Source organism: uncultured Bradyrhizobium sp., from assembly GCF_964252615.1.
Lineage (GTDB): Bacteria > Pseudomonadota > Alphaproteobacteria > Rhizobiales > Xanthobacteraceae > Bradyrhizobium.
In genome coordinates this window covers 146,850-163,144 of sequence record NZ_CAXUNQ010000006.1, presented here as the reverse complement: position 1 = coordinate 163,144, position 16,295 = coordinate 146,850, and the positions used below count along the sequence as shown (strand labels likewise).

The 16,295-nt window shown below is 60.8% G+C and carries 19 protein-coding genes; 11 read left to right on the top strand and 8 right to left on the bottom strand.

Going from position 1 to position 16,295, the window contains the following annotated elements; translation table 11 throughout:
* Positions 1-5: 5 nt before the first annotated feature.
* Together ACFE72_RS06155 and ACFE72_RS06150 are read right to left on the bottom strand one after the other, a co-directional pair.
* On the bottom strand, positions 6-1,145 hold the full coding sequence (locus ACFE72_RS06155) for an acyl-CoA dehydrogenase family protein (protein ID WP_375412177.1): 1,140 nt from the start codon (positions 1,143-1,145) through the stop codon (positions 6-8).
* A 138-nt stretch (positions 1,146-1,283) separates the two neighbouring features.
* Complete coding sequence (locus ACFE72_RS06150; RefSeq protein WP_375412176.1) at positions 1,284-2,468, bottom strand: acyl-CoA dehydrogenase family protein; 1,185 nt, start codon at positions 2,466-2,468, stop codon at positions 1,284-1,286.
* Positions 2,469-2,631: 163 nt separating this feature from the next.
* Here ACFE72_RS06150 and ACFE72_RS06145 point away from each other — a divergent pair, with 163 nt between their 5' ends.
* Positions 2,632-3,180, top strand: coding sequence for a carboxymuconolactone decarboxylase family protein (locus ACFE72_RS06145; protein WP_375412175.1), 549 nt, complete (start codon positions 2,632-2,634; stop codon positions 3,178-3,180).
* Positions 3,181-3,303: 123 nt separating this feature from the next.
* Complete coding sequence (locus tag ACFE72_RS06140) at positions 3,304-3,795, top strand: VOC family protein (RefSeq protein WP_375412174.1); 492 nt, start codon at positions 3,304-3,306, stop codon at positions 3,793-3,795.
* Positions 3,796-3,885: 90 nt separating this feature from the next.
* Here ACFE72_RS06140 and ACFE72_RS06135 read toward each other — a convergent pair whose 3' ends face one another.
* From ACFE72_RS06135 to ACFE72_RS06110, 6 genes are all read right to left on the bottom strand, one after another.
* On the bottom strand, positions 3,886-5,109 hold the full coding sequence (locus ACFE72_RS06135) for an MFS transporter (protein ID WP_375412173.1): 1,224 nt from the start codon (positions 5,107-5,109) through the stop codon (positions 3,886-3,888).
* A gap of 161 nt (positions 5,110-5,270) precedes the next feature.
* Entirely contained in the window at positions 5,271-5,630 is a 360-nt protein-coding gene (locus tag ACFE72_RS06130; RefSeq protein ID WP_375412172.1) for a nuclear transport factor 2 family protein, read from the bottom strand.
* Between the two features lie 37 nt (positions 5,631-5,667).
* On the bottom strand, positions 5,668-6,909 hold the full coding sequence (locus ACFE72_RS06125) for an MFS transporter (protein WP_375412171.1): 1,242 nt from the start codon (positions 6,907-6,909) through the stop codon (positions 5,668-5,670).
* A gap of 124 nt (positions 6,910-7,033) precedes the next feature.
* Complete coding sequence (locus tag ACFE72_RS06120) at positions 7,034-7,708, bottom strand: DUF938 domain-containing protein (RefSeq protein WP_375412170.1); 675 nt, start codon at positions 7,706-7,708, stop codon at positions 7,034-7,036.
* A gap of 134 nt (positions 7,709-7,842) precedes the next feature.
* Entirely contained in the window at positions 7,843-8,847 is a 1,005-nt protein-coding gene (locus ACFE72_RS06115; protein ID WP_375412169.1) for an MBL fold metallo-hydrolase, read from the bottom strand.
* Entirely contained in the window at positions 8,844-9,173 is a 330-nt protein-coding gene (locus ACFE72_RS06110) for an ArsR/SmtB family transcription factor (protein ID WP_375412209.1), read from the bottom strand. Before ACFE72_RS06110 ends, ACFE72_RS06115 begins: the two co-directional genes overlap by 4 nt.
* A 188-nt stretch (positions 9,174-9,361) precedes the next feature.
* Here ACFE72_RS06110 and soxC point away from each other — a divergent pair, with 188 nt between their 5' ends.
* The 9 genes from soxC (at position 9,362) to ACFE72_RS06065 (ending at position 16,291) form a co-directional block, all read left to right on the top strand.
* Positions 9,362-10,657: a sulfite dehydrogenase gene (gene soxC / locus ACFE72_RS06105; protein WP_375412208.1), complete on the top strand. Its 1,296-nt coding sequence runs from the start codon at positions 9,362-9,364 to the stop codon at positions 10,655-10,657.
* Positions 10,641-11,414, top strand: a complete 774-nt coding sequence (locus ACFE72_RS06100) for a c-type cytochrome (protein ID WP_375412168.1) — start codon at positions 10,641-10,643, stop codon at positions 11,412-11,414. The genes soxC and ACFE72_RS06100 overlap by 17 nt, the downstream gene beginning before the upstream one ends.
* Before the next feature lie 55 nt (positions 11,415-11,469).
* Entirely contained in the window at positions 11,470-11,802 is a 333-nt protein-coding gene (gene soxX / locus ACFE72_RS06095) for a sulfur oxidation c-type cytochrome SoxX (RefSeq protein WP_375412207.1), read from the top strand.
* A gap of 29 nt (positions 11,803-11,831) precedes the next feature.
* Positions 11,832-12,326, top strand: a complete 495-nt coding sequence (soxY, locus tag ACFE72_RS06090; RefSeq protein ID WP_375412167.1) for a thiosulfate oxidation carrier protein SoxY — start codon at positions 11,832-11,834, stop codon at positions 12,324-12,326.
* Between the two features lie 12 nt (positions 12,327-12,338).
* Positions 12,339-12,650: a thiosulfate oxidation carrier complex protein SoxZ gene (gene soxZ, locus ACFE72_RS06085; protein WP_375412166.1), complete on the top strand. Its 312-nt coding sequence runs from the start codon at positions 12,339-12,341 to the stop codon at positions 12,648-12,650.
* A gap of 89 nt (positions 12,651-12,739) precedes the next feature.
* Positions 12,740-13,534, top strand: coding sequence for a sulfur oxidation c-type cytochrome SoxA (gene soxA / locus ACFE72_RS06080; protein WP_375412206.1), 795 nt, complete (start codon positions 12,740-12,742; stop codon positions 13,532-13,534).
* Positions 13,535-13,542: 8 nt separating this feature from the next.
* Positions 13,543-13,848 (top strand): hypothetical protein, encoded by a 306-nt coding sequence (locus tag ACFE72_RS06075; protein ID WP_375412205.1) that lies wholly within the window; start codon positions 13,543-13,545, stop codon positions 13,846-13,848.
* Between the two features lie 212 nt (positions 13,849-14,060).
* Complete coding sequence (gene soxB / locus ACFE72_RS06070) at positions 14,061-15,809, top strand: thiosulfohydrolase SoxB (RefSeq protein WP_375412165.1); 1,749 nt, start codon at positions 14,061-14,063, stop codon at positions 15,807-15,809.
* The gene (locus ACFE72_RS06065; protein ID WP_375412164.1) at positions 15,806-16,291 is read left to right on the top strand and encodes a hypothetical protein; all 486 of its coding nucleotides are present in this window, start codon (positions 15,806-15,808) and stop codon (positions 16,289-16,291) included. The genes soxB and ACFE72_RS06065 overlap by 4 nt, the downstream gene beginning before the upstream one ends.
* Positions 16,292-16,295: the final 4 nt, after the last annotated feature.

The window sequence follows — 16,295 nt, the reverse complement described above, 5'->3', positions numbered from 1 at the left end:
GGTATTTAGTACCCCTTCAATCTTGCCAGTTGGTCGGCGTGGAAATTGGCATCGCCGAACAACTCCTGGCACACCCGCGCGCGCTTCATGAAAAAACCGATGTCGAACTGGTCGGTCATGCCCATGCCGCCATGCATCTGCACGCCCTCCTGCACCGCAAGCGTCGCGGTTGAGCCGGCCCGCGCCTTGGCGACCGCGACCGCGCCCGCGGCATTCTCGAAATCGGCGTCGAGGGTCTGCAGCGCCTTCAGCACCGCGGCACGGGTGATCTCGATCTCGACATACAGATGCGCGGCACGGTGCTGCAGCGCCTGAAATTCGCCGATCAGCCTGCCGAACTGCCTGCGCTCCTTGAGGTAGCCGACGGTGCGGCCGAACACCTCCTCGCTGACGCCGACCATTTCCGATGCCACCGCGCCGCGACCGATATTGAGGATGCCTTCCAGCAACCCGCCGCCCTGATCAACTTCGCCGAGCACGCCGTCGGCATTGACCTCGACATTGTCGAACGTGATACGCGCCGCGTTGTGCGAATCCACCATCGCGGTGCGCTCGGTCTGGATGCCTTTGCTGTTGGGATCGACCAGAAACAGCGTCAGCCCGTCGCGCTCACCCGCGGCACCCGCGGACCGCGCCGCAACGATCAGCAGATCGGCGGCGTGGCCATCGACCACGAACGCTTTGGCGCCGTTGAGCTTGAACCCGTTGCCGGACCGTGTCGCCTGCATTTTGGTCTGCAGCGGGCGATGTTTTGCGCCCTCATCCACTGCTAATGCTGCCAGCAGTGAACCATCGGCGATCTTCGGCAGGTGCTCAGATTGTTGCGCGGCACTGCCGCCGCGCGCCAGAGCCGACGCCGCCAGCACGGCGGTAGACAAAAACGGCGACGGCATCAGCGTGCGGCCGATTTCCTCCATCACCACGCCGGCCTCGACGCAGCCGAGCCCGCTGCCGCCAAAATCCTCCGGCACCAGAAGGCCGGAAAATCCCATCTCGGCGAAGCTGCGCCACAACTCGCGGGAGAAACCGGTCGCATCCCTGGAGTCGCGCAGCTGCCGCAGGTGTGACACCGGCGCCTTGTCGCTGATAAGGCCGCGCGCGCTATCGCGCAGCATGGATTGTTCTTCGTTGAGGACGAGGGCCATGAGAGGGTCCGGTTTTAAAGATGTCTATGTTTCAGCGTCATTGCCGGGCTCGACCCGGCAATTCCTCCTCTTCGAGAGGCTGTCGTAAGGAGAGGTGGATGCGCGGGTCAAGCCCGCGCATAACGATATTCGGTGATGCTACGCCCCCGGCAGATCGAGAATGCGCTTGGCGACGATGCCGAGCATCACCTCGGAGGTACCGCCCTCGATCGAATTGGCCTTGGTGCGCAGCCAGGCGCGCGGACGCGCACCCTGATTCGAGCGCTCGCTCTCCCATTCCAGCGCGTCGGCGCCGCCGGCGGACATCAGTATCTCGTAGCGGCGCTTGTTCAACTCGGTACCGTAATATTTCATCGCCGAGGAAAACGCCGGATGCGCCTGGCCGGCCTTTGCCAGATCGACCGCGCGCTCGGCGGCGCAGGCCAGGGCCGCCTCGTCGATCTCGAACGTCGCGATCTGTCCGCGCAGCATCGGGTCTTCGAGTCGACCGTGCTCGTCGGTACCGACCGAGTCGGCCGCCAACTGCCCGAGCGGCCGGCCGACGCCGCGTTCGCCCATGCCCGAAATCATCGCGCGCTCGTGCTGCAGCAGATATTTTGCCACGTCCCAGCCGCGATTGACCGTGCCGACCACGTTAGCTTTCGGAACACGTACATTGTCGAAAAAGGTTTCGCAGAACGGTGACTTGCCGGAAATCAGCAAGATCGGTTTAGTCGAAACTCCTTTCGAAGCCATGTCGAACAGGATGAAGCTGATGCCATCGTGCTTTTTCCCGGAAGCATCGGTGCGTACCAGACAAAAAATCCAGTCGGCAAAATTCGCATAGGAAGTCCAGATCTTCTGGCCGTTGATGACGAAGTCGTCGCCGTCGCTTTCCGCCCGGGTCTGCAGCGAAGCAAGATCGGAGCCCGCATTCGGCTCAGAATACCCCTGGCACCAGCGGATCAGGCCGGCGGCGATTTTCGGCAGATGCTCTTTCTTCTGCGCCTCGGTACCGTATTTCAGCAGCGCCGGTCCGAGCATCGAGATGCCGAAACTGGTCAGCGGCGGGCGCGCGCCGATCGCGGCCATTTCCTGGCGCACGATCTTGGCTTGCTCCGGATCAAGACCACCGCCGCCAAATTCCTTCGGCCAGTGCGGGACGGTCCAGCCCTCGTCGCGCATCCGCTCGAACCAGATGCGCTGCGGTTCGGAGGAGAATTTGGTATTGCGACCACCCCAGAAGGTATCTTCGTCTGATGTCATTGGCCGCCGCATCTCGGGCGGACAGTTACTTTCCAGCCATGCACGGGTTTCGCGGCGGAATTGATTGAGGTCGGACATCAGGGCGTTTCCATCCATGCATCGTTACCGGGCGGACCTTACCGGCCGCGTCGCGAAATTCAATATATCTCTGGCGTGTGCCGCGTTGTTGCGGGATATGGTAGAGCTTCTGCGATCCGGCGTCACGCGCGCCGCAAGGACCGAAAAATAAGAGGAAACCGAGATGCGCCTGAAGCTGCTTTCGCCTGGCGAAATGAACGACGATCAGAAAAAAACCTACGATGAATCGATCGCCAGCAAGCGCGGCAGCCCGCCGCCGCCGATGATGGCCTGGCTCAACAGCCCGGAAATGGCAAAGCATGCTACCCGCCTCGGTGCGTTTCTGCGCTTCGACACGGTATTTCCGGCAAAGCTGTCCGAAATTGCGATTCTGGTCACCGCGCGGCACTGGACCTCGCATTACGAATGGTACGCCCACAAGCGGCTTGCGCTGAAAGGCGGCATGAGCCCCGATATCATCGAAGATATCCGTCAACGCCGCACGCCAAAGTTTGACGATCCGAAAGGACAGATGATCTACGACGTAGCCAAGTCGCTGCACGAAGGCCATGGCGTGGCCAAAGGCCTCTACGACGAGGCGGTGAACCTGCTGGGCGAGCGTGGACTGGTCGAGATCATCGGGCTATGCGGCTATTACACCATGGTATCGATGACGCTGAATACATTCGAGTTCGAGCTTCCCGAGGGCGAAGTGTCGGAATTGGCTTCGTAAGGCACGAAAAATGGGCCGTCATCCCTGGCCTTGTGCCGGGCATCCACGCCTTACCGGTCGCTAAGCAAGAAAGATGCGGATGGCCGTGCCAAGCCTTGCCATGACGAAGTAATAGAGGCGATCATGTCTAATATCCCTATCATTGCTGGCACCCGGATCGGACATGTCCATCTGAAAGTCGCCGACCTCGACCGCGCATTGGGATTCTACTGCGGCGTGCTCGGATTTGAAGTCATGCAGCGCCACGGCGATCAGGCTGCATTCATCTCTGCGGGCGGCTATCATCACCACATCGGGCTGAACACGTGGGAGAGCAAGGGGGGCCATCCGCCGGCGCCGGGCACCACCGGCCTGTTTCACACCGCGATTCTCTATCCGAGCCGCATTGCGCTGGCGGATGCCTTGCACCGCGTGTTGCAGGCGGGCATACAGCTCGACGGCGCCAGTGATCACGGCGTCAGCGAGGCGTTGTACTTGCGCGATCCCGATCAGAACGGCGTTGAACTATACCGGGATCGGCCGCAACAGGAATGGCCGTGCAAGCCGGATGGATCGCTGGCGATGTTTACGCGCAAGCTCGATCTCGACGATCTGATGCGGGAACCTAAAGCCTAGTTTCACGTCATTGCGAACGAAGCGAAGCAATCCAGCGATGCAAAGAACTGGATTGCTTCCTCGCAAGGGGCTCCTCGCAATGACGAACTGCTAGGACCGGGCGCGTATCCCGTGCACCATGATCAGTGCCGCGGCGGCCAATTCCAGCCCGATGCAGCCATAAAACGGCAGGGAATAACTCCCTGACGCGTCGCGCAGCAATCCGACCACGCCGGGACCGAACGCATAGGTGATCTGATTGATCCCGGTGATCAGGCTGACCAGCACGCCGAACAAGCGCGGATCGAACTCGCGCTGCACGATCAGCGCCGGCAGAGTGATCAGATTGCCGACCGAAAACCCGAACAGCGCACAAGCCGCCATCAGCGCAATATCGTTCTGCAGATTGATGATGACAATCAGCGCGACGGCTTGACTGACGAATGATATTGCCGAGGCCAGCCGCTGGTTCAGACGGTCGATCACCGTCGAGAACAGCACACGGCCGGCTACCGCCATTGCCGTCATCAATGCAACGGCGACGGCGGCGCGCTCGCGTCCGATCAACGGATCGAGGAACGAGATCAGGTGAACGATAAAACCGACCTGCGCGAACAGCACCAGCGCGAATGCAATCGACACCGACAGGAAAGCCGGATCGCGGAATGCCCGCGCGCGTATCCGTGTGGGCGACGCATCCACAAGGACGGGCGTGGCCGCGGCAGCGGTACAACCGGGAGGAAATCCGACCAACATCACAATGACCGGCAACAGCACCACCACGCCGACGATGGCGGCGGCGACCATGGCGCGGGAGAAGCCAAAGCTTCCGATCGCCGCGACCATCAGCGGCACCCCGATAATGCCGCCGCAGCTCGCCCCGTTCAAGGCGAGGCTGATCGCCATGCCCCGCTTGTTGTCAAACCAGAGGCCCAGCGTATTGGTGATGATGCCGAGGCTTGTCCCGGCCCAGCCGAACGCCAGCAGCGCATTTACCGCGTATAGCTGCCACGGCGCTTTGACCTGACCGATCAGCGCGGCGGCCGCCGCCATCGTAAACACGCCGGCCAGCAGGCAGTTGCGCGGGCCGAACCTGCGGACCGCTTCGCTGACGAAGACGACCAGCAGCGCGCCCGACAGATAGAAGAACGTCGTCGCCGTCGAAATCAGCGACGTAGGCCAACCGTAAATACGATGCAGCTCGGCGAGGTAGACGCTTTGGCCGTAAAAACCAAATGCCCAGCCGAAGGTCGCCACCAGGAAGCAGACCGCGACAATGCGCCAGCCACTGTACCGGATTGAGGTTTCGTTGATGGTGCCGGTCGATGTTTCCAATGTTTGCCCCGGTTATTTTGAAACTCGTCATGCCCGAACTTGTCCCGGCATCCACGTCTTCTGTCTCGAGTGCTAAGACGTGGATGGCCGGGACAAGCCCGGCCATGACGACAATTGTTAGCAGAACGACCAGTTTCGACGCCTCGATGAATGCCGAAATATCATTTCGGCGGGCCGGGGTCGTAAAAGAACCGCTCGCGAAAAATCCTGTCGCCACGCCACTCCTGCATGGCGACCTCATCGACGCGACGCACTTTGCCGGAAAGGCTGGTGAGTTCGAATATCCAGTGGATCGCAACCCGATCGCCTTCGACCACCGAAGACATCGCCTTCGAATAGACGTTGGATGTCCGCGCAAGTATGCCGCGTTCGTACGCAACCAGTGCATCGCGACCGAACCGCGGCGGCGCGGCGTTCTCCTGCATGCTGGCGTCTTCGCTATAATAGCGTTCAATGGCGCCGGCATGATCACCGCTTTCGACGACGGCGATGAATTCATCCAGCAGAGCTCGCGACGGCATCAAACCTCCAAATAGACAGATGCGACAAGGCGGCCGATCAGATGCTCTGATCGGGAAATTCGGATACCGGCTGCAATCGCCGCCGCCTGGCCAACGATGCGAGCGCCAGCACCGCCAACCCCAGCAGCACCGGCGGAAACACCACGATGTTGACCGCCGACCAGCCATAACTCGCCAGCAACTGACCCGACGAAAACGATCCCAGCGCCATTACGCCGAACACCAGAAAATCGTTGAAAGCCTGGACCTTGTTGCGCTCCTGCGGCCGATGCGTTTCCAGCACCAGCGCGGAAGCTCCGATGAAACTGAAGTTCCAGCCGACGCCGAGCACCACCAGGGCGGTCCAGAAATGCATCGCGGTGATGCCGGAAAGCCCGATGCCGGCCGCGACGGCCTCGAGTGACAGCCCAAGCGCGACAATGACGGGCGCACCGAAGCGGACGATCAGTGCGCCGGTAAAAAAGCTCGGCCCATACATCGCCACGATATGCCACTGAATGCCGAAGTTGGAATCGCTCACACTCAAGCCGCACATCTTCATCGCCAGCGGCGCCGACGTCATCACCAGGTTCATCATCGGATAGGAGATCACGCCGCACAGCGCCGCCGCAATGAATAGCGGTTGTCGCGCAATCGTAAACAGCGGCCGACCGCCATGAAGATCGGCCGCCGCAGGTCTCGGCGTATCGACACCCGCCAGCACCCCCATCGCAATCAGCGCGACCACCGCCTGCGCCGCGAAGCTGAAGGCAAACAGATACGGCGGCCAAATATCCATGGTCCACTGCACGAGCTGCGGCCCGAGCACGCCAGCGAATACGCCGCCGGCCATCACCCACGATACCGCCTTGGGACGATACGCAGCACTTGCACCATCGGCCGCGGCGAAGCGATAGGATTGCGACACCGACCCGTAAAGCCCGCCGAGGAATGTCGCGCAGCAAAACAGCCCGAACGAGGCGCGCAGGATGGCGAAAGCCCCGAGCACACCGGTCAGCACGCCGCAACCGGTGCCGATGATGAAGGCGGCGCGCCGGCCATATGCGCGAGAGATAGCGCCGGTCGGCAGCGTGCCGGCGGCAAGCCCGACCACATAGACAGAGAGCGGGACGGTCGCGAGCGAGATGTCGGGCGCCAGCATCGCACCGACAATCGAGCCGGTTGCAAAGATGACCGCGGAATTCGCGCCGGTCAGCGCCTGCGCCGCGGCGAGACGTACCACGTTGGAGCGCGCGCGGGCGTCGTCGGCCATGTCCTCGGTCGCGCTTACCTCGATCATCAGCATTTCATTCCCAAAAGACGGCCGTTGCAACCGCCTGTATCGATTCACCGCACTATGAAGGGCGGCAGAGGCGCAATCAACCAATGCCAATGGGGGCGCGCCATGCATCGCCGTTCGGCCGCTATCGCCGTGCGAATACGACAACAAGATTATTGGCGGGCATATCCACGATTTCGGTCAGATCAAAGCCCGCACTTCCGGCGAGCGTATTCAGATCACCGATATCCCGCACGCCCCATTCGGGATTGTTGGCTCGCAGACTGGCGTCGAATGCCGCGTTGCTCGGGGCGGTGTGGTTGCCGTCGCGTTTGAACGGGCCATAAAGCAACAACCGCCCGTCCGAGCGCACATAACGCGCCGCCCCGGCAAACAGCCCTTCAGCAACGCGCCACGGCGCGATGTGGATCACGTTGGCGCAGAACACCGCCAGCAATTTGCCGGGGCCGCTCCCATCCTGCATCTCCGGGCACCATGCCGGATCGGACAGATCGATCCGCAGCGGCGCGCGCACGTTCGAAAGCTGCGCATGGGTTCGCCACGCTCGAATGCTCTTCAGATGCGTCTGGTTGAGATCGCTTGGCCACCAGGTAATCTGCGGCATATGACGGGCGAAATCGATCACATGCTGCCCGGTACCGCTACCGGCTTCGAGCACGTCCCCGCATTTGCCATTGAGGAACATTTGCAGGGTTGCCCGGATCGGCTGGTGATTGCGGTGAAACGCCGCCGCATCGAGGCGGCCATCCGGTTCGGTCGACTGGCCGTTCCGGCCGTATTCCACAACATATTCAGCCATGGCGTACACTCTTGATTTCAAGGCGCTTCGTTGTTGCCGCCGTCAATCCGGGATGCACTTGGCGCAGACCAGAATACAGATGCGTTTCTGGAGTCGGGGTTCGACGCCTCGCTCCGGAATGACGGCTGTTTGAATCATTGCTTATCAGCTTTGAAGCGGGATTGCTCCAGTTCCAGGTAAATCCGGTAGGCATTGCCGCGATTGTTGGCTGCGAAGGCCGGCATGTCACGGTATTTCGACCAGTCGGCCTGCTCATAAGCCACGTCGAAATCGGTCCAGTTCTGCACCGCCGTTTCCATCGCGCTGCGTACCGTCTGGATGTAATCGCGGGTGAAGGTGATCGCCTGCTTCGCCTGGACCGATGCCTTGCCGTGTCCGGGAATGACGAATTTCGGATTGAGTTGCTCCACCTCGCCCAGCGCCGCCAGCCACTGCGTGGTCGAGACGTCGTCGCTGTTCATGTGCGGAATGCGGCCGTTCTGCACGATGTCTCCGGCGAACAGCACGCTATCGGGTTCGACCAGCATCATAATGTCGCTGGAGGAATGCGCCGGTCCGGCATAAAGCAGCGTCAAGCGCTTGTCGCCGAGCGCGATCGTCATGCGGTCCCTGAAGGTGATGTCCGGCGGCACCACGCGGGTATCTTTGTCGACCCACGGAAACAGCGCGCCGCGGCGCTGGTCGAGCCGCTGGCCGGCCTTTTCGTCAGCGGTTTCCTGGTTCTCCCTGTATTCGCCGGCGCGCTCCTGCGCGACGATGATGGCGTCGGTGTGATCCTTGAACGACTGCAGTCCGTAGATGTGATCGGCATGATAGTGGCTTGCGATCACGTAACGCACCTTCTTGTCGGTTACTTTCCGGATTTCCCGCAGCATCGCCCATCCGAGACTCGGCGTGCCCAGCGCGTCGAACACCAAGACACCGTCGGAGGTGATGACAAAGCCGGCGTTGGAGGTATTGCCCTCATTGTCCTTGCCGGGGACGCCGGGATTGCCGGTGCTGAAATAAACCGGTTTGCCCGGCACCTGATCGATGTTCAGAGGAATGGTGATCGCCGCATAGGGCGAAGCATCCTCGGCATGAACTGAAGTCGCGGCACAGGCCGCAACAACCAGCATCGTGACAGCCAAGCGCGTCACTTCACGTCTCCGCAATAGATCTCCTTGAGCACCTGCAGCACGCGCAATGCGCGCGCGTCGGAGACGCGATAATGCAACGTCTGCGAGGTGCGGCGGAATACCACCAGACCGTCTTGACGCAATCGGGCCAGATGCTGCGACAGCGCCGATTGACTGAGTTTTACGACGTTGACCAGCTCCCCTACCGTCATTTCGCCGCGCACCGCGAGAAAACAAAGCATCAGCAGCCGCTTCTCGTTGCCCAGCAGCTTCAAAAGCTGCGCGGCCTCGCCGGCCTGCTTCGCCAGCTTCTTCAGCGCGGCAACGTCGGCCGGCGCGGCCGGCATCTTTTTCGCGATTGCAACAGCTCTCATGATTTCAACCCTGACGAGGCACAGGCTCGTCGCATTCTACATCCCTTACAGTTATTTAGCATTGACTAAATTAGATAACGCCGATAGGGCTGAAACAGCCAGGGAACCATGCGGCCCAAGCCGCGAAGCGAGGAAACGTGCGGCCCGAATTCTGGCGCGGTATGCCGGTGGCATCGAGGCTCGCGGGTTTACGCAACCCACTGCTGGGCCGGCGCTCTTTTCTTAGGCTGGGGGCGGCATTGAGCGGCGGAGTCGCCCTTGGCCCCTTCGGCCCAAGACCGGGTTGTGCGGAAACTCCGATCTCCTCTCCGCCCGCCGACGCGCCGTGGTCGCAATCGATTGGGCCCGGCGTGGTCGATCGCCCCTACGGCAGGCCCGCGGACACCGAGGCCGGTATCATCCGGCGCAACGTGCCGTGGCTCACCGCCGGCACCGAATCTTCTATCAGCTTCTCGCCGCTGCAGGACCTGCACGGCATCATCACGCCGAACGGCCTGTTCTTCGAGCGCTATCACGCAGGCCGCCCGGACGTCGATCCGGAGAAGCACAAGCTGATGATTCACGGGCTGGTGGAACGCCCATTGATCCTCACCATGAAAGACATCATACGCTTTCCTGCCGTCTCGCGCATCCATTTCATTGAATGCCCGGCCAATGGCGGCATGGAATGGCGCGCGGCGCAATTGAATTCGCTACAGTTCAATCACGGCATGATCAGCTGCGCCGAATGGACCGGCGTCAGGCTCTCGACCTTGCTTGAGGAAGTCGGCCTCAAGAAGGACGCGCGGTGGGCGATGGTCGAAGGCGCTGATGGCGCGCACATGAACCGCAGTCTGCCGCTCGACAAATGCCTGGACGATTGCCTCGTGGTTTACGCGCAGAACGGCGAGGCGCTGCGACCGGAGCAGGGCTATCCGTTGCGGCTGGTGGTGCCGGGCTGGGAGGGCAACGTCAGCATCAAGTGGCTGCGCCGCATCAAACTCGGCGACAGACCGTGGTATTCGCGCGAGGAAACTTCGAAATACACCGACCTGATGCCGGACGGCACCTCACGCGGTTTCACCTGGCTGATCGAGGCCAAGTCGGTCATTACTTTTCCCTGCCCGGAAAAGCCGCTGAGCGGCCCAGGCCTCTATGAGATTCGGGGGCTAGCATGGAGCGGCAACGGCAAAGTGACGCAGGTCGATGTTTCCGCCAACGGTGGGGTCAACTGGCAACGCGCGCGGCTGCATGACCCGGTGCTGCCGAAAGCGCTTACGCGGTTTACGCTGCCGTGGCGCTGGGATGGCCAGCCAGCGTTGCTGGAATCCCGCGTGGTTGACGAAACTGGGTACGTGCAGCCAACCATTACGCAATTGCGAACACAGCGTGGACTGAATTCGGTCTATCACAACAATTCGATCCAGACCTGGCAGGTGAAGCCCGACGGCAGCGTGTTCGATGTTCAGCTCTCGTGAAAGCGACATTGCCAGCGAGCTGATCGGCAAAAAGCGCCGCCCGATGACAGGCTCCGCAAAGCAATCCAGAATAAGAAACAGACTGGATTGCCTGGTCGCTTTGGTTCTCACAATCACGATTTCAGTAGCATCGTTCGCTACTTCCCACGCTTTCGCCGCCGAGCCCGGCCATTACGGCTACGGCAAACCTGCCTCCCCGGCTGAAGTCGCCGGCTGGGACATCGACGTGCGCGGCGAGGACGGTGCCGGCTTACCTTTCGGCACCGGCACGGTTCACAGGGGCGCGGAGGTCTATGCGGAACAATGCGCGACTTGTCATGGTACGTTCGGTGAGGGCGAAGGCCGCTTTCCCAAGCTTGTGGGGGGTATCGGGACGTTGAAACATGACCGGCCGGAACTAACGGTGGGCAGCTACTGGCCGTTCGCGCCGACCTTGTGGGACTACATTAACCGCGCGATGCCGATGCCGGCGCCGCACACATTGTCAGCCGATGACGTTTATGCTTTGACCGCCTATATTCTGAACCTGAACGACGTCGTTCCGAGTGATTTCGTCGCCGACCGGGGTACTTTGCCGCAAGTCAAAATGCCTAATCGCGACAGTTTCGTCTGGAGCGATCCGAGACCTGATACCATGGCCAAGCCGTGCATGAGCGCCTGCGCCGATCCCAAGGACATCAAGATCCTGTCTACGGCAGAAGACAGGAACCTGACGCCACGGACAACCGGACCGCTCGATACCATGCAGCCGAAATAGAAACTTGGGGACACCGCCGTTGACACTCACTCCCCCGACCAAGGCCACCTTGCTGATGGCGTTTGCCGCGGCGCTGTTCGGCGTGCTGGCGGTGCCAACGCCCGCGCGCGCCCAATCGGCTGCAGCCGATGGCCAAAAACTCGCTTTCGATCGCGGCAAGGGCAATTGCCTTACCTGCCACGTGATCAAGGGCGGCGACCTGCCGGGCAGCATCGGTCCCGAACTCGTCGGCATCAAAGCCAAATATCCAAACCGCGACGAACTCGTCGCAATCGTATTCGACGAAACCAAACGCAACCCGCTAACCGTAATGCCCCCGTTCGGCCGTAATCGCATTCTGACCGACAAGGAGATCAGCGCGGTGGTGGATTTTCTGCAAACGCTGTGATCAGCGCCATTGCTTCGAAGGAGAATCAAATGATTAAGTCGATCGAACCCGTTGATTTAAAGCGGCGATTGATCCTCAAAGGCGCGGCAATACTTGCGCTGATGGGTGTTGCAGGTATCCGTTTTGACCTGACGCCCGCGCTTGCCGCAGCCAACGACAAGTATCCGGAAGATGCGTTCAAGCAGAAGAGCAGCGATGACGCGATCAAAACACTTTACGGCAAGACCGCCGAACTATCCGACAAGGTGAAGCTCGACGCGCCCGAGATCGCGGAGAACGGCGCGGTGGTGCCGATCTCCGTGAGTTCGACGCTCGCCGATGTCACTTCGATCTCGATTCTGGTGACGGAAAATCCGAACGCGCTGGCGGCCACCTACAGGATTCCGCCAGGTACCATTCCGAACGTCGCCAACCGGCTGAAGATGGCGAAGACCAGCAACGTGATCGCGGTTGTGGAGGCCGGCGGCAAGCTCTACAGCGCGAGCAAGGAAGTCAAAGTCACCGTCGGCGGCTGCGGCGGTTAAAGGAGAATTCCGATGGCATCGACCATTCGCGTCCGCGCAACGTCCAGCGGTGAAATCACCGAGGTCCAGGCGCTAATTCAGCATCCGATGGATTCCGGCTTCGTCAAGGACGCCAAAGGCGAGTTGATACCGCCGCACTTCATACAGGAACTGACATTCGAAGTTGACGGCAAGAGCGTGTTCGTCGCGGATTGGGGCGGCGCCGTTTCCAAGGACCCTTACGTCAAGTTCAGCTTCAAGGGAGGCAAGAAGGGCGACGACCTCAAGATAAGCTGGGTCGACAACAAGGGCGCCACCGACGCTACCACGGCAAAGATTCAGTAGCGGCCGATCGCGGTCGACGGAGAAACAACATGCGGTCTGCGGCCCGTTTCGCTTTTGCCGGTCTGGCTTTGGCTGCGCTGATCGGCGCAATGCCTGCGGTTGCGGCCGACACGCCGAACCCGCCGGCCGACGCTGCGGCGTTCAAGAAATTCTTCACCGACAAGTTTCCAAAGGTGAAGTTGGAAGATTTCGTCAACGGACCCTATTCCATGGACGAGGGCTTGCATCGGCAGTGGCAGGAGAAAGAACAGTTCCCGCCTTACGAATTCTCGGTCGACATGGGCAAGGAGATGTTTTCAAAGCAGTTCAAGAACGGCAAGAGCTACGCCGACTGCTTCCCGAACCAGGGTATCGGCATCCGGCAGGACTATCCCTATTTCGACACCAAGGAAGGCAAGGTTGTTACGCTTGAACTGGCGTTAAATCGCTGCCGCGAGGCCAATGGCGAGCCGCCTTTTTCCTACGTCAGAGACGAGATGGCAGCGCTGACCGCCTACATGGCATTCACCTCGCGGGGAAAACCCTTCGATATCAAGATTCCCGACGACCCCCGCGCACTTCAGGCCTATCAGAAAGGCAAAGAGTACTTCTACACACGGCGCGGCCAACTCAATTTCTCCTGCGCGACTTGCCACGTGCAAAGCCCGGGCGAGCGAATCCGCGCCGAGGTGCTGGCGCCCGCGCTCGGCATATTGAATGCAATGCCGATTTATCGTTCTGAATGGAGCGGCATGGGCACGACCAGCCGGCGTTTCACCACCTGCAACAGCCAGATCCGCGGCGTGCCGCTCAATCCGCAGGACGACGAATACCGAGACCTCGAATATTATCTCTCATATGTGAGCAACGGACTGCCGATTTCCGGTCCGGGAGCGCGGCCATGAGGATTGAAATGCGAATATCGATCCTTCTGTCACTTATCTGGTTGAGTGCGGGCACGGCCTCATTGCAAGCCGCCTCCGAAGCCGATTTCACCGCGGCCTATTCCGCCGCCGAAGCCGCGAACAAAGAGGCTGGCGCGATCCGCAATCAATGGACCACAACCGCGGCGACGTTGGCGGCCGCCAAGAAAGCTGCTGCAGAAGGCAATTTCGATGCCGCAGTTGCATCCTCGAGGGAAGCCGAGGCGCTGGCAAGGGCCTCGATCTTCCAGGCCAAAAGCGAGAAAGAGCTCTGGAAAGATATGGAAATTCGCTGAGCCCGCGACGTGAGATAGATGCAGAGAATTCCGATCGAACCTATCATTTCATCGTCATGGCCGGGCTTGTCCCGGCCATCCACGTCTTGGGCTCACGCTGGACGGAAAGACGTGGATGCCCGGGCCTTCGCCGCGCCGAGGGGCATGCGGCGCCGCAGGCGGGACAAGCCCGGCCATGACCGACGCGTACTTGATGTCAGCGGGAATGCGACATGACGATCCGCCGCCGCGACCTGCTGAAATTCGCGGGTGCCGCCGTGCTTACAAGCGGCTTGCCGCGCATCGGCCATTCTGCCGACGGCCCTGGCGTTTACGATCTCGAACGCTTCGGCAATGCCCGCATCCTTCACATGACCGATACCCATGCGCAGTTGCTGCCGGTTTATTTCCGCGAGCCCAGCGTCAATCTCGGTATCGGCGTGATGCAGGGCCGCCCTCCGCACCTGGTCGGCCGCGCCTTTCTGGATCGCTTTGAGATAAAGCCCGACAGCGCCAATGCCTATGCCTTTACCTGTCTGGATTTTAAAAGATCCGCCGCGCGCTTCGGCAAGCTCGGCGGCTTTGCGCATCTGAAGACACTGATCGATCGGTTGCGCGCTGACGTCGGACCCGACAATGCGCTGCTGCTCGACGGCGGCGACCTGTGGCAGGGCAGCGGCCTCGCCAATGCCATGCAAGGCGCCGACATGGTCGAGGCGGCAAACCTGCTCGGCATCGAAGCCATGACCGGTCATTGGGAATTCACCTACGGCGAAAAAGCGTTGCGCGGCAACCTCGATCGCTTCAAAGGTGAATTCCTCGCGCAGAACGTCTTCCTTACTGAAGAAGCGGCCTTCAACGACGCCCCGGCTTACGACGCCGCATCGGGCCGCGTGTTCAAGCCAGCCACTATCAAGGAAATCGGCGGCTATCGCATCGCCGTGATAGGCCAAGCGTTTCCTTACGTCCCGATCGCGCATCCGAAACGCTTCACGCCGGACTGGACGTTCGGCATCCGCGACGACGAGCTGCAGAAGCTGGTAAACTCCCTGCGCAATAGCGACAAGGTCGACGCCGTAATATTGCTGTCGCACAACGGCATGGACGTCGATCTGAAACTCGCCAGCCGCGTCACGGGTATCGACGCCATTCTCGGCGGCCATACCCACGACGCGGTACCGCGGCCAATTGCTGTGAGCAATCCCGGCGGTATCACGCTGGTCACCAATGCCGGATCCAACGGAAAATTTCTGGGCGTGCTGGATCTCGATCTTGCCAAAGGCAAGCTGCGCGACGCGCGCTATCGGCTGCTGCCGGTATTTTCGGAACTGCTGAAACCGGACGCTGCGATGCAGACGCTGATAGAGCGCGTTCGCGCGCCGTATGCCGCAAACTATGCGGAAAAGATAGCAACCACCGACCGGCTGCTGTACCGCCGCGATAATTTCAACGGCACCATGGATCAGTTGATCTGCGATGCATTGCGTGGAGAATTCGACGCCGAGATCGCGCTGTCGCCCGGTTTTCGCTGGGGCACCAGCGTGCTGCCGGGCCAGCCAGTAACGATGGAAGACGTGCTCTCGGAGACCGCGGTCACCTATCCGGAAACCTATCTCCAGAGCATGACCGGCGGTCAGATCAAGGATATTCTGGAAGACGTCTGCGACAATCTGTTCAACGCCGACCCCTATTATCAGCAAGGCGGAGACATGGTCCGCGTCGGCGGCATGGCCTACACCTGCGCGCCGGCGGAAGCCGTCGGGCGGCGCATTTCGGAGCTGAAATTGGATAACGGACGATCGATAGAGCCCGGCAAGAGCTACAAAGTGGCCGGATGGGCTTCGGTCAACGAGCAGAAAGGCTTGCCTGTGTGGGATGTGTTTGCCAGGCATCTTCGCGCCGGAAAAATGTTGGATCGGCGCGGGAGCGGCGTCACGCTGAAAGGCGTTGCCGACAATCCTGGCATTGCGGAACCAGGATGAAAAAATTCGGGAAACATGCGCGTCGGAGAACCGGCGGCCTTGCCCGCGCGATGATCGCAGCATTGGTGCTGGCAACCGCGCCGATTGTTGCAAACGCGCAGCCGGCGCCGCTGCCCGACAAACCTTTCGCGGAGCACCGTATCGCCTTGCAGCTTTCGGACAATGACTCCAGGAAGGAGGGACTGGTGATCAGCATCGCCAATAATCTACTGAAGGCTTATGATCCCGACAGGATTGCCATCGAGGTGGTGACGTTCGGCCCGGGCATCGACCTGCTGCGTTCCGGAAATCCCAATCGGCAGCGCGTCGAAAGCTTGATCGCGCAGGGCGTCAGGTTCGACGTCTGCCTGAACACCGTCGATACCATCGAGCGTGAAACCGGCAAGCGGCCTGAGATCATTCCGGCGGCAATTCCGGTTCAGGTCGGCGTCGGACAAATTCTGGCGCTGACCGAGAATGGCTATACCTTGGTGCGACCTTAGGGAG

Excerpts from the sequence above, each read along its gene's own strand:
- ACFE72_RS06155 (WP_375412177.1), bottom strand. The coding sequence starts at position 1,145 with ATGGCCCTCGTCCTCAACGAAGAACAATCCATGCTGCGCGATAGCGCG.
- ACFE72_RS06150 (WP_375412176.1), bottom strand. The coding sequence starts at position 2,468 with ATGTCCGACCTCAATCAATTCCGCCGCGAAACCCGTGCATGGCTGGAA.
- ACFE72_RS06145 (WP_375412175.1), top strand. The coding sequence starts at position 2,632 with ATGCGCCTGAAGCTGCTTTCGCCTGGCGAAATGAACGACGATCAGAAA.
- ACFE72_RS06140 (WP_375412174.1), top strand. The coding sequence starts at position 3,304 with ATGTCTAATATCCCTATCATTGCTGGCACCCGGATCGGACATGTCCAT.
- ACFE72_RS06130 (WP_375412172.1), bottom strand. The coding sequence starts at position 5,630 with ATGCCGTCGCGAGCTCTGCTGGATGAATTCATCGCCGTCGTCGAAAGC.
- ACFE72_RS06125 (WP_375412171.1), bottom strand. The coding sequence starts at position 6,909 with ATGATCGAGGTAAGCGCGACCGAGGACATGGCCGACGACGCCCGCGCG.
- ACFE72_RS06120 (WP_375412170.1), bottom strand. The coding sequence starts at position 7,708 with ATGGCTGAATATGTTGTGGAATACGGCCGGAACGGCCAGTCGACCGAA.
- ACFE72_RS06110 (WP_375412209.1), bottom strand. The coding sequence starts at position 9,173 with ATGCCGGCCGCGCCGGCCGACGTTGCCGCGCTGAAGAAGCTGGCGAAG.
- soxC (WP_375412208.1), top strand. The coding sequence starts at position 9,362 with ATGCCGGTGGCATCGAGGCTCGCGGGTTTACGCAACCCACTGCTGGGC.
- ACFE72_RS06100 (WP_375412168.1), top strand. The coding sequence starts at position 10,641 with ATGTTCAGCTCTCGTGAAAGCGACATTGCCAGCGAGCTGATCGGCAAA.
- soxX (WP_375412207.1), top strand. The coding sequence starts at position 11,470 with ATGGCGTTTGCCGCGGCGCTGTTCGGCGTGCTGGCGGTGCCAACGCCC.
- soxY (WP_375412167.1), top strand. The coding sequence starts at position 11,832 with ATGATTAAGTCGATCGAACCCGTTGATTTAAAGCGGCGATTGATCCTC.
- soxZ (WP_375412166.1), top strand. The coding sequence starts at position 12,339 with ATGGCATCGACCATTCGCGTCCGCGCAACGTCCAGCGGTGAAATCACC.
- soxA (WP_375412206.1), top strand. The coding sequence starts at position 12,740 with ATGCCTGCGGTTGCGGCCGACACGCCGAACCCGCCGGCCGACGCTGCG.
- ACFE72_RS06075 (WP_375412205.1), top strand. The coding sequence starts at position 13,543 with ATGCGAATATCGATCCTTCTGTCACTTATCTGGTTGAGTGCGGGCACG.
- soxB (WP_375412165.1), top strand. The coding sequence starts at position 14,061 with ATGACGATCCGCCGCCGCGACCTGCTGAAATTCGCGGGTGCCGCCGTG.
- ACFE72_RS06065 (WP_375412164.1), top strand. The coding sequence starts at position 15,806 with ATGAAAAAATTCGGGAAACATGCGCGTCGGAGAACCGGCGGCCTTGCC.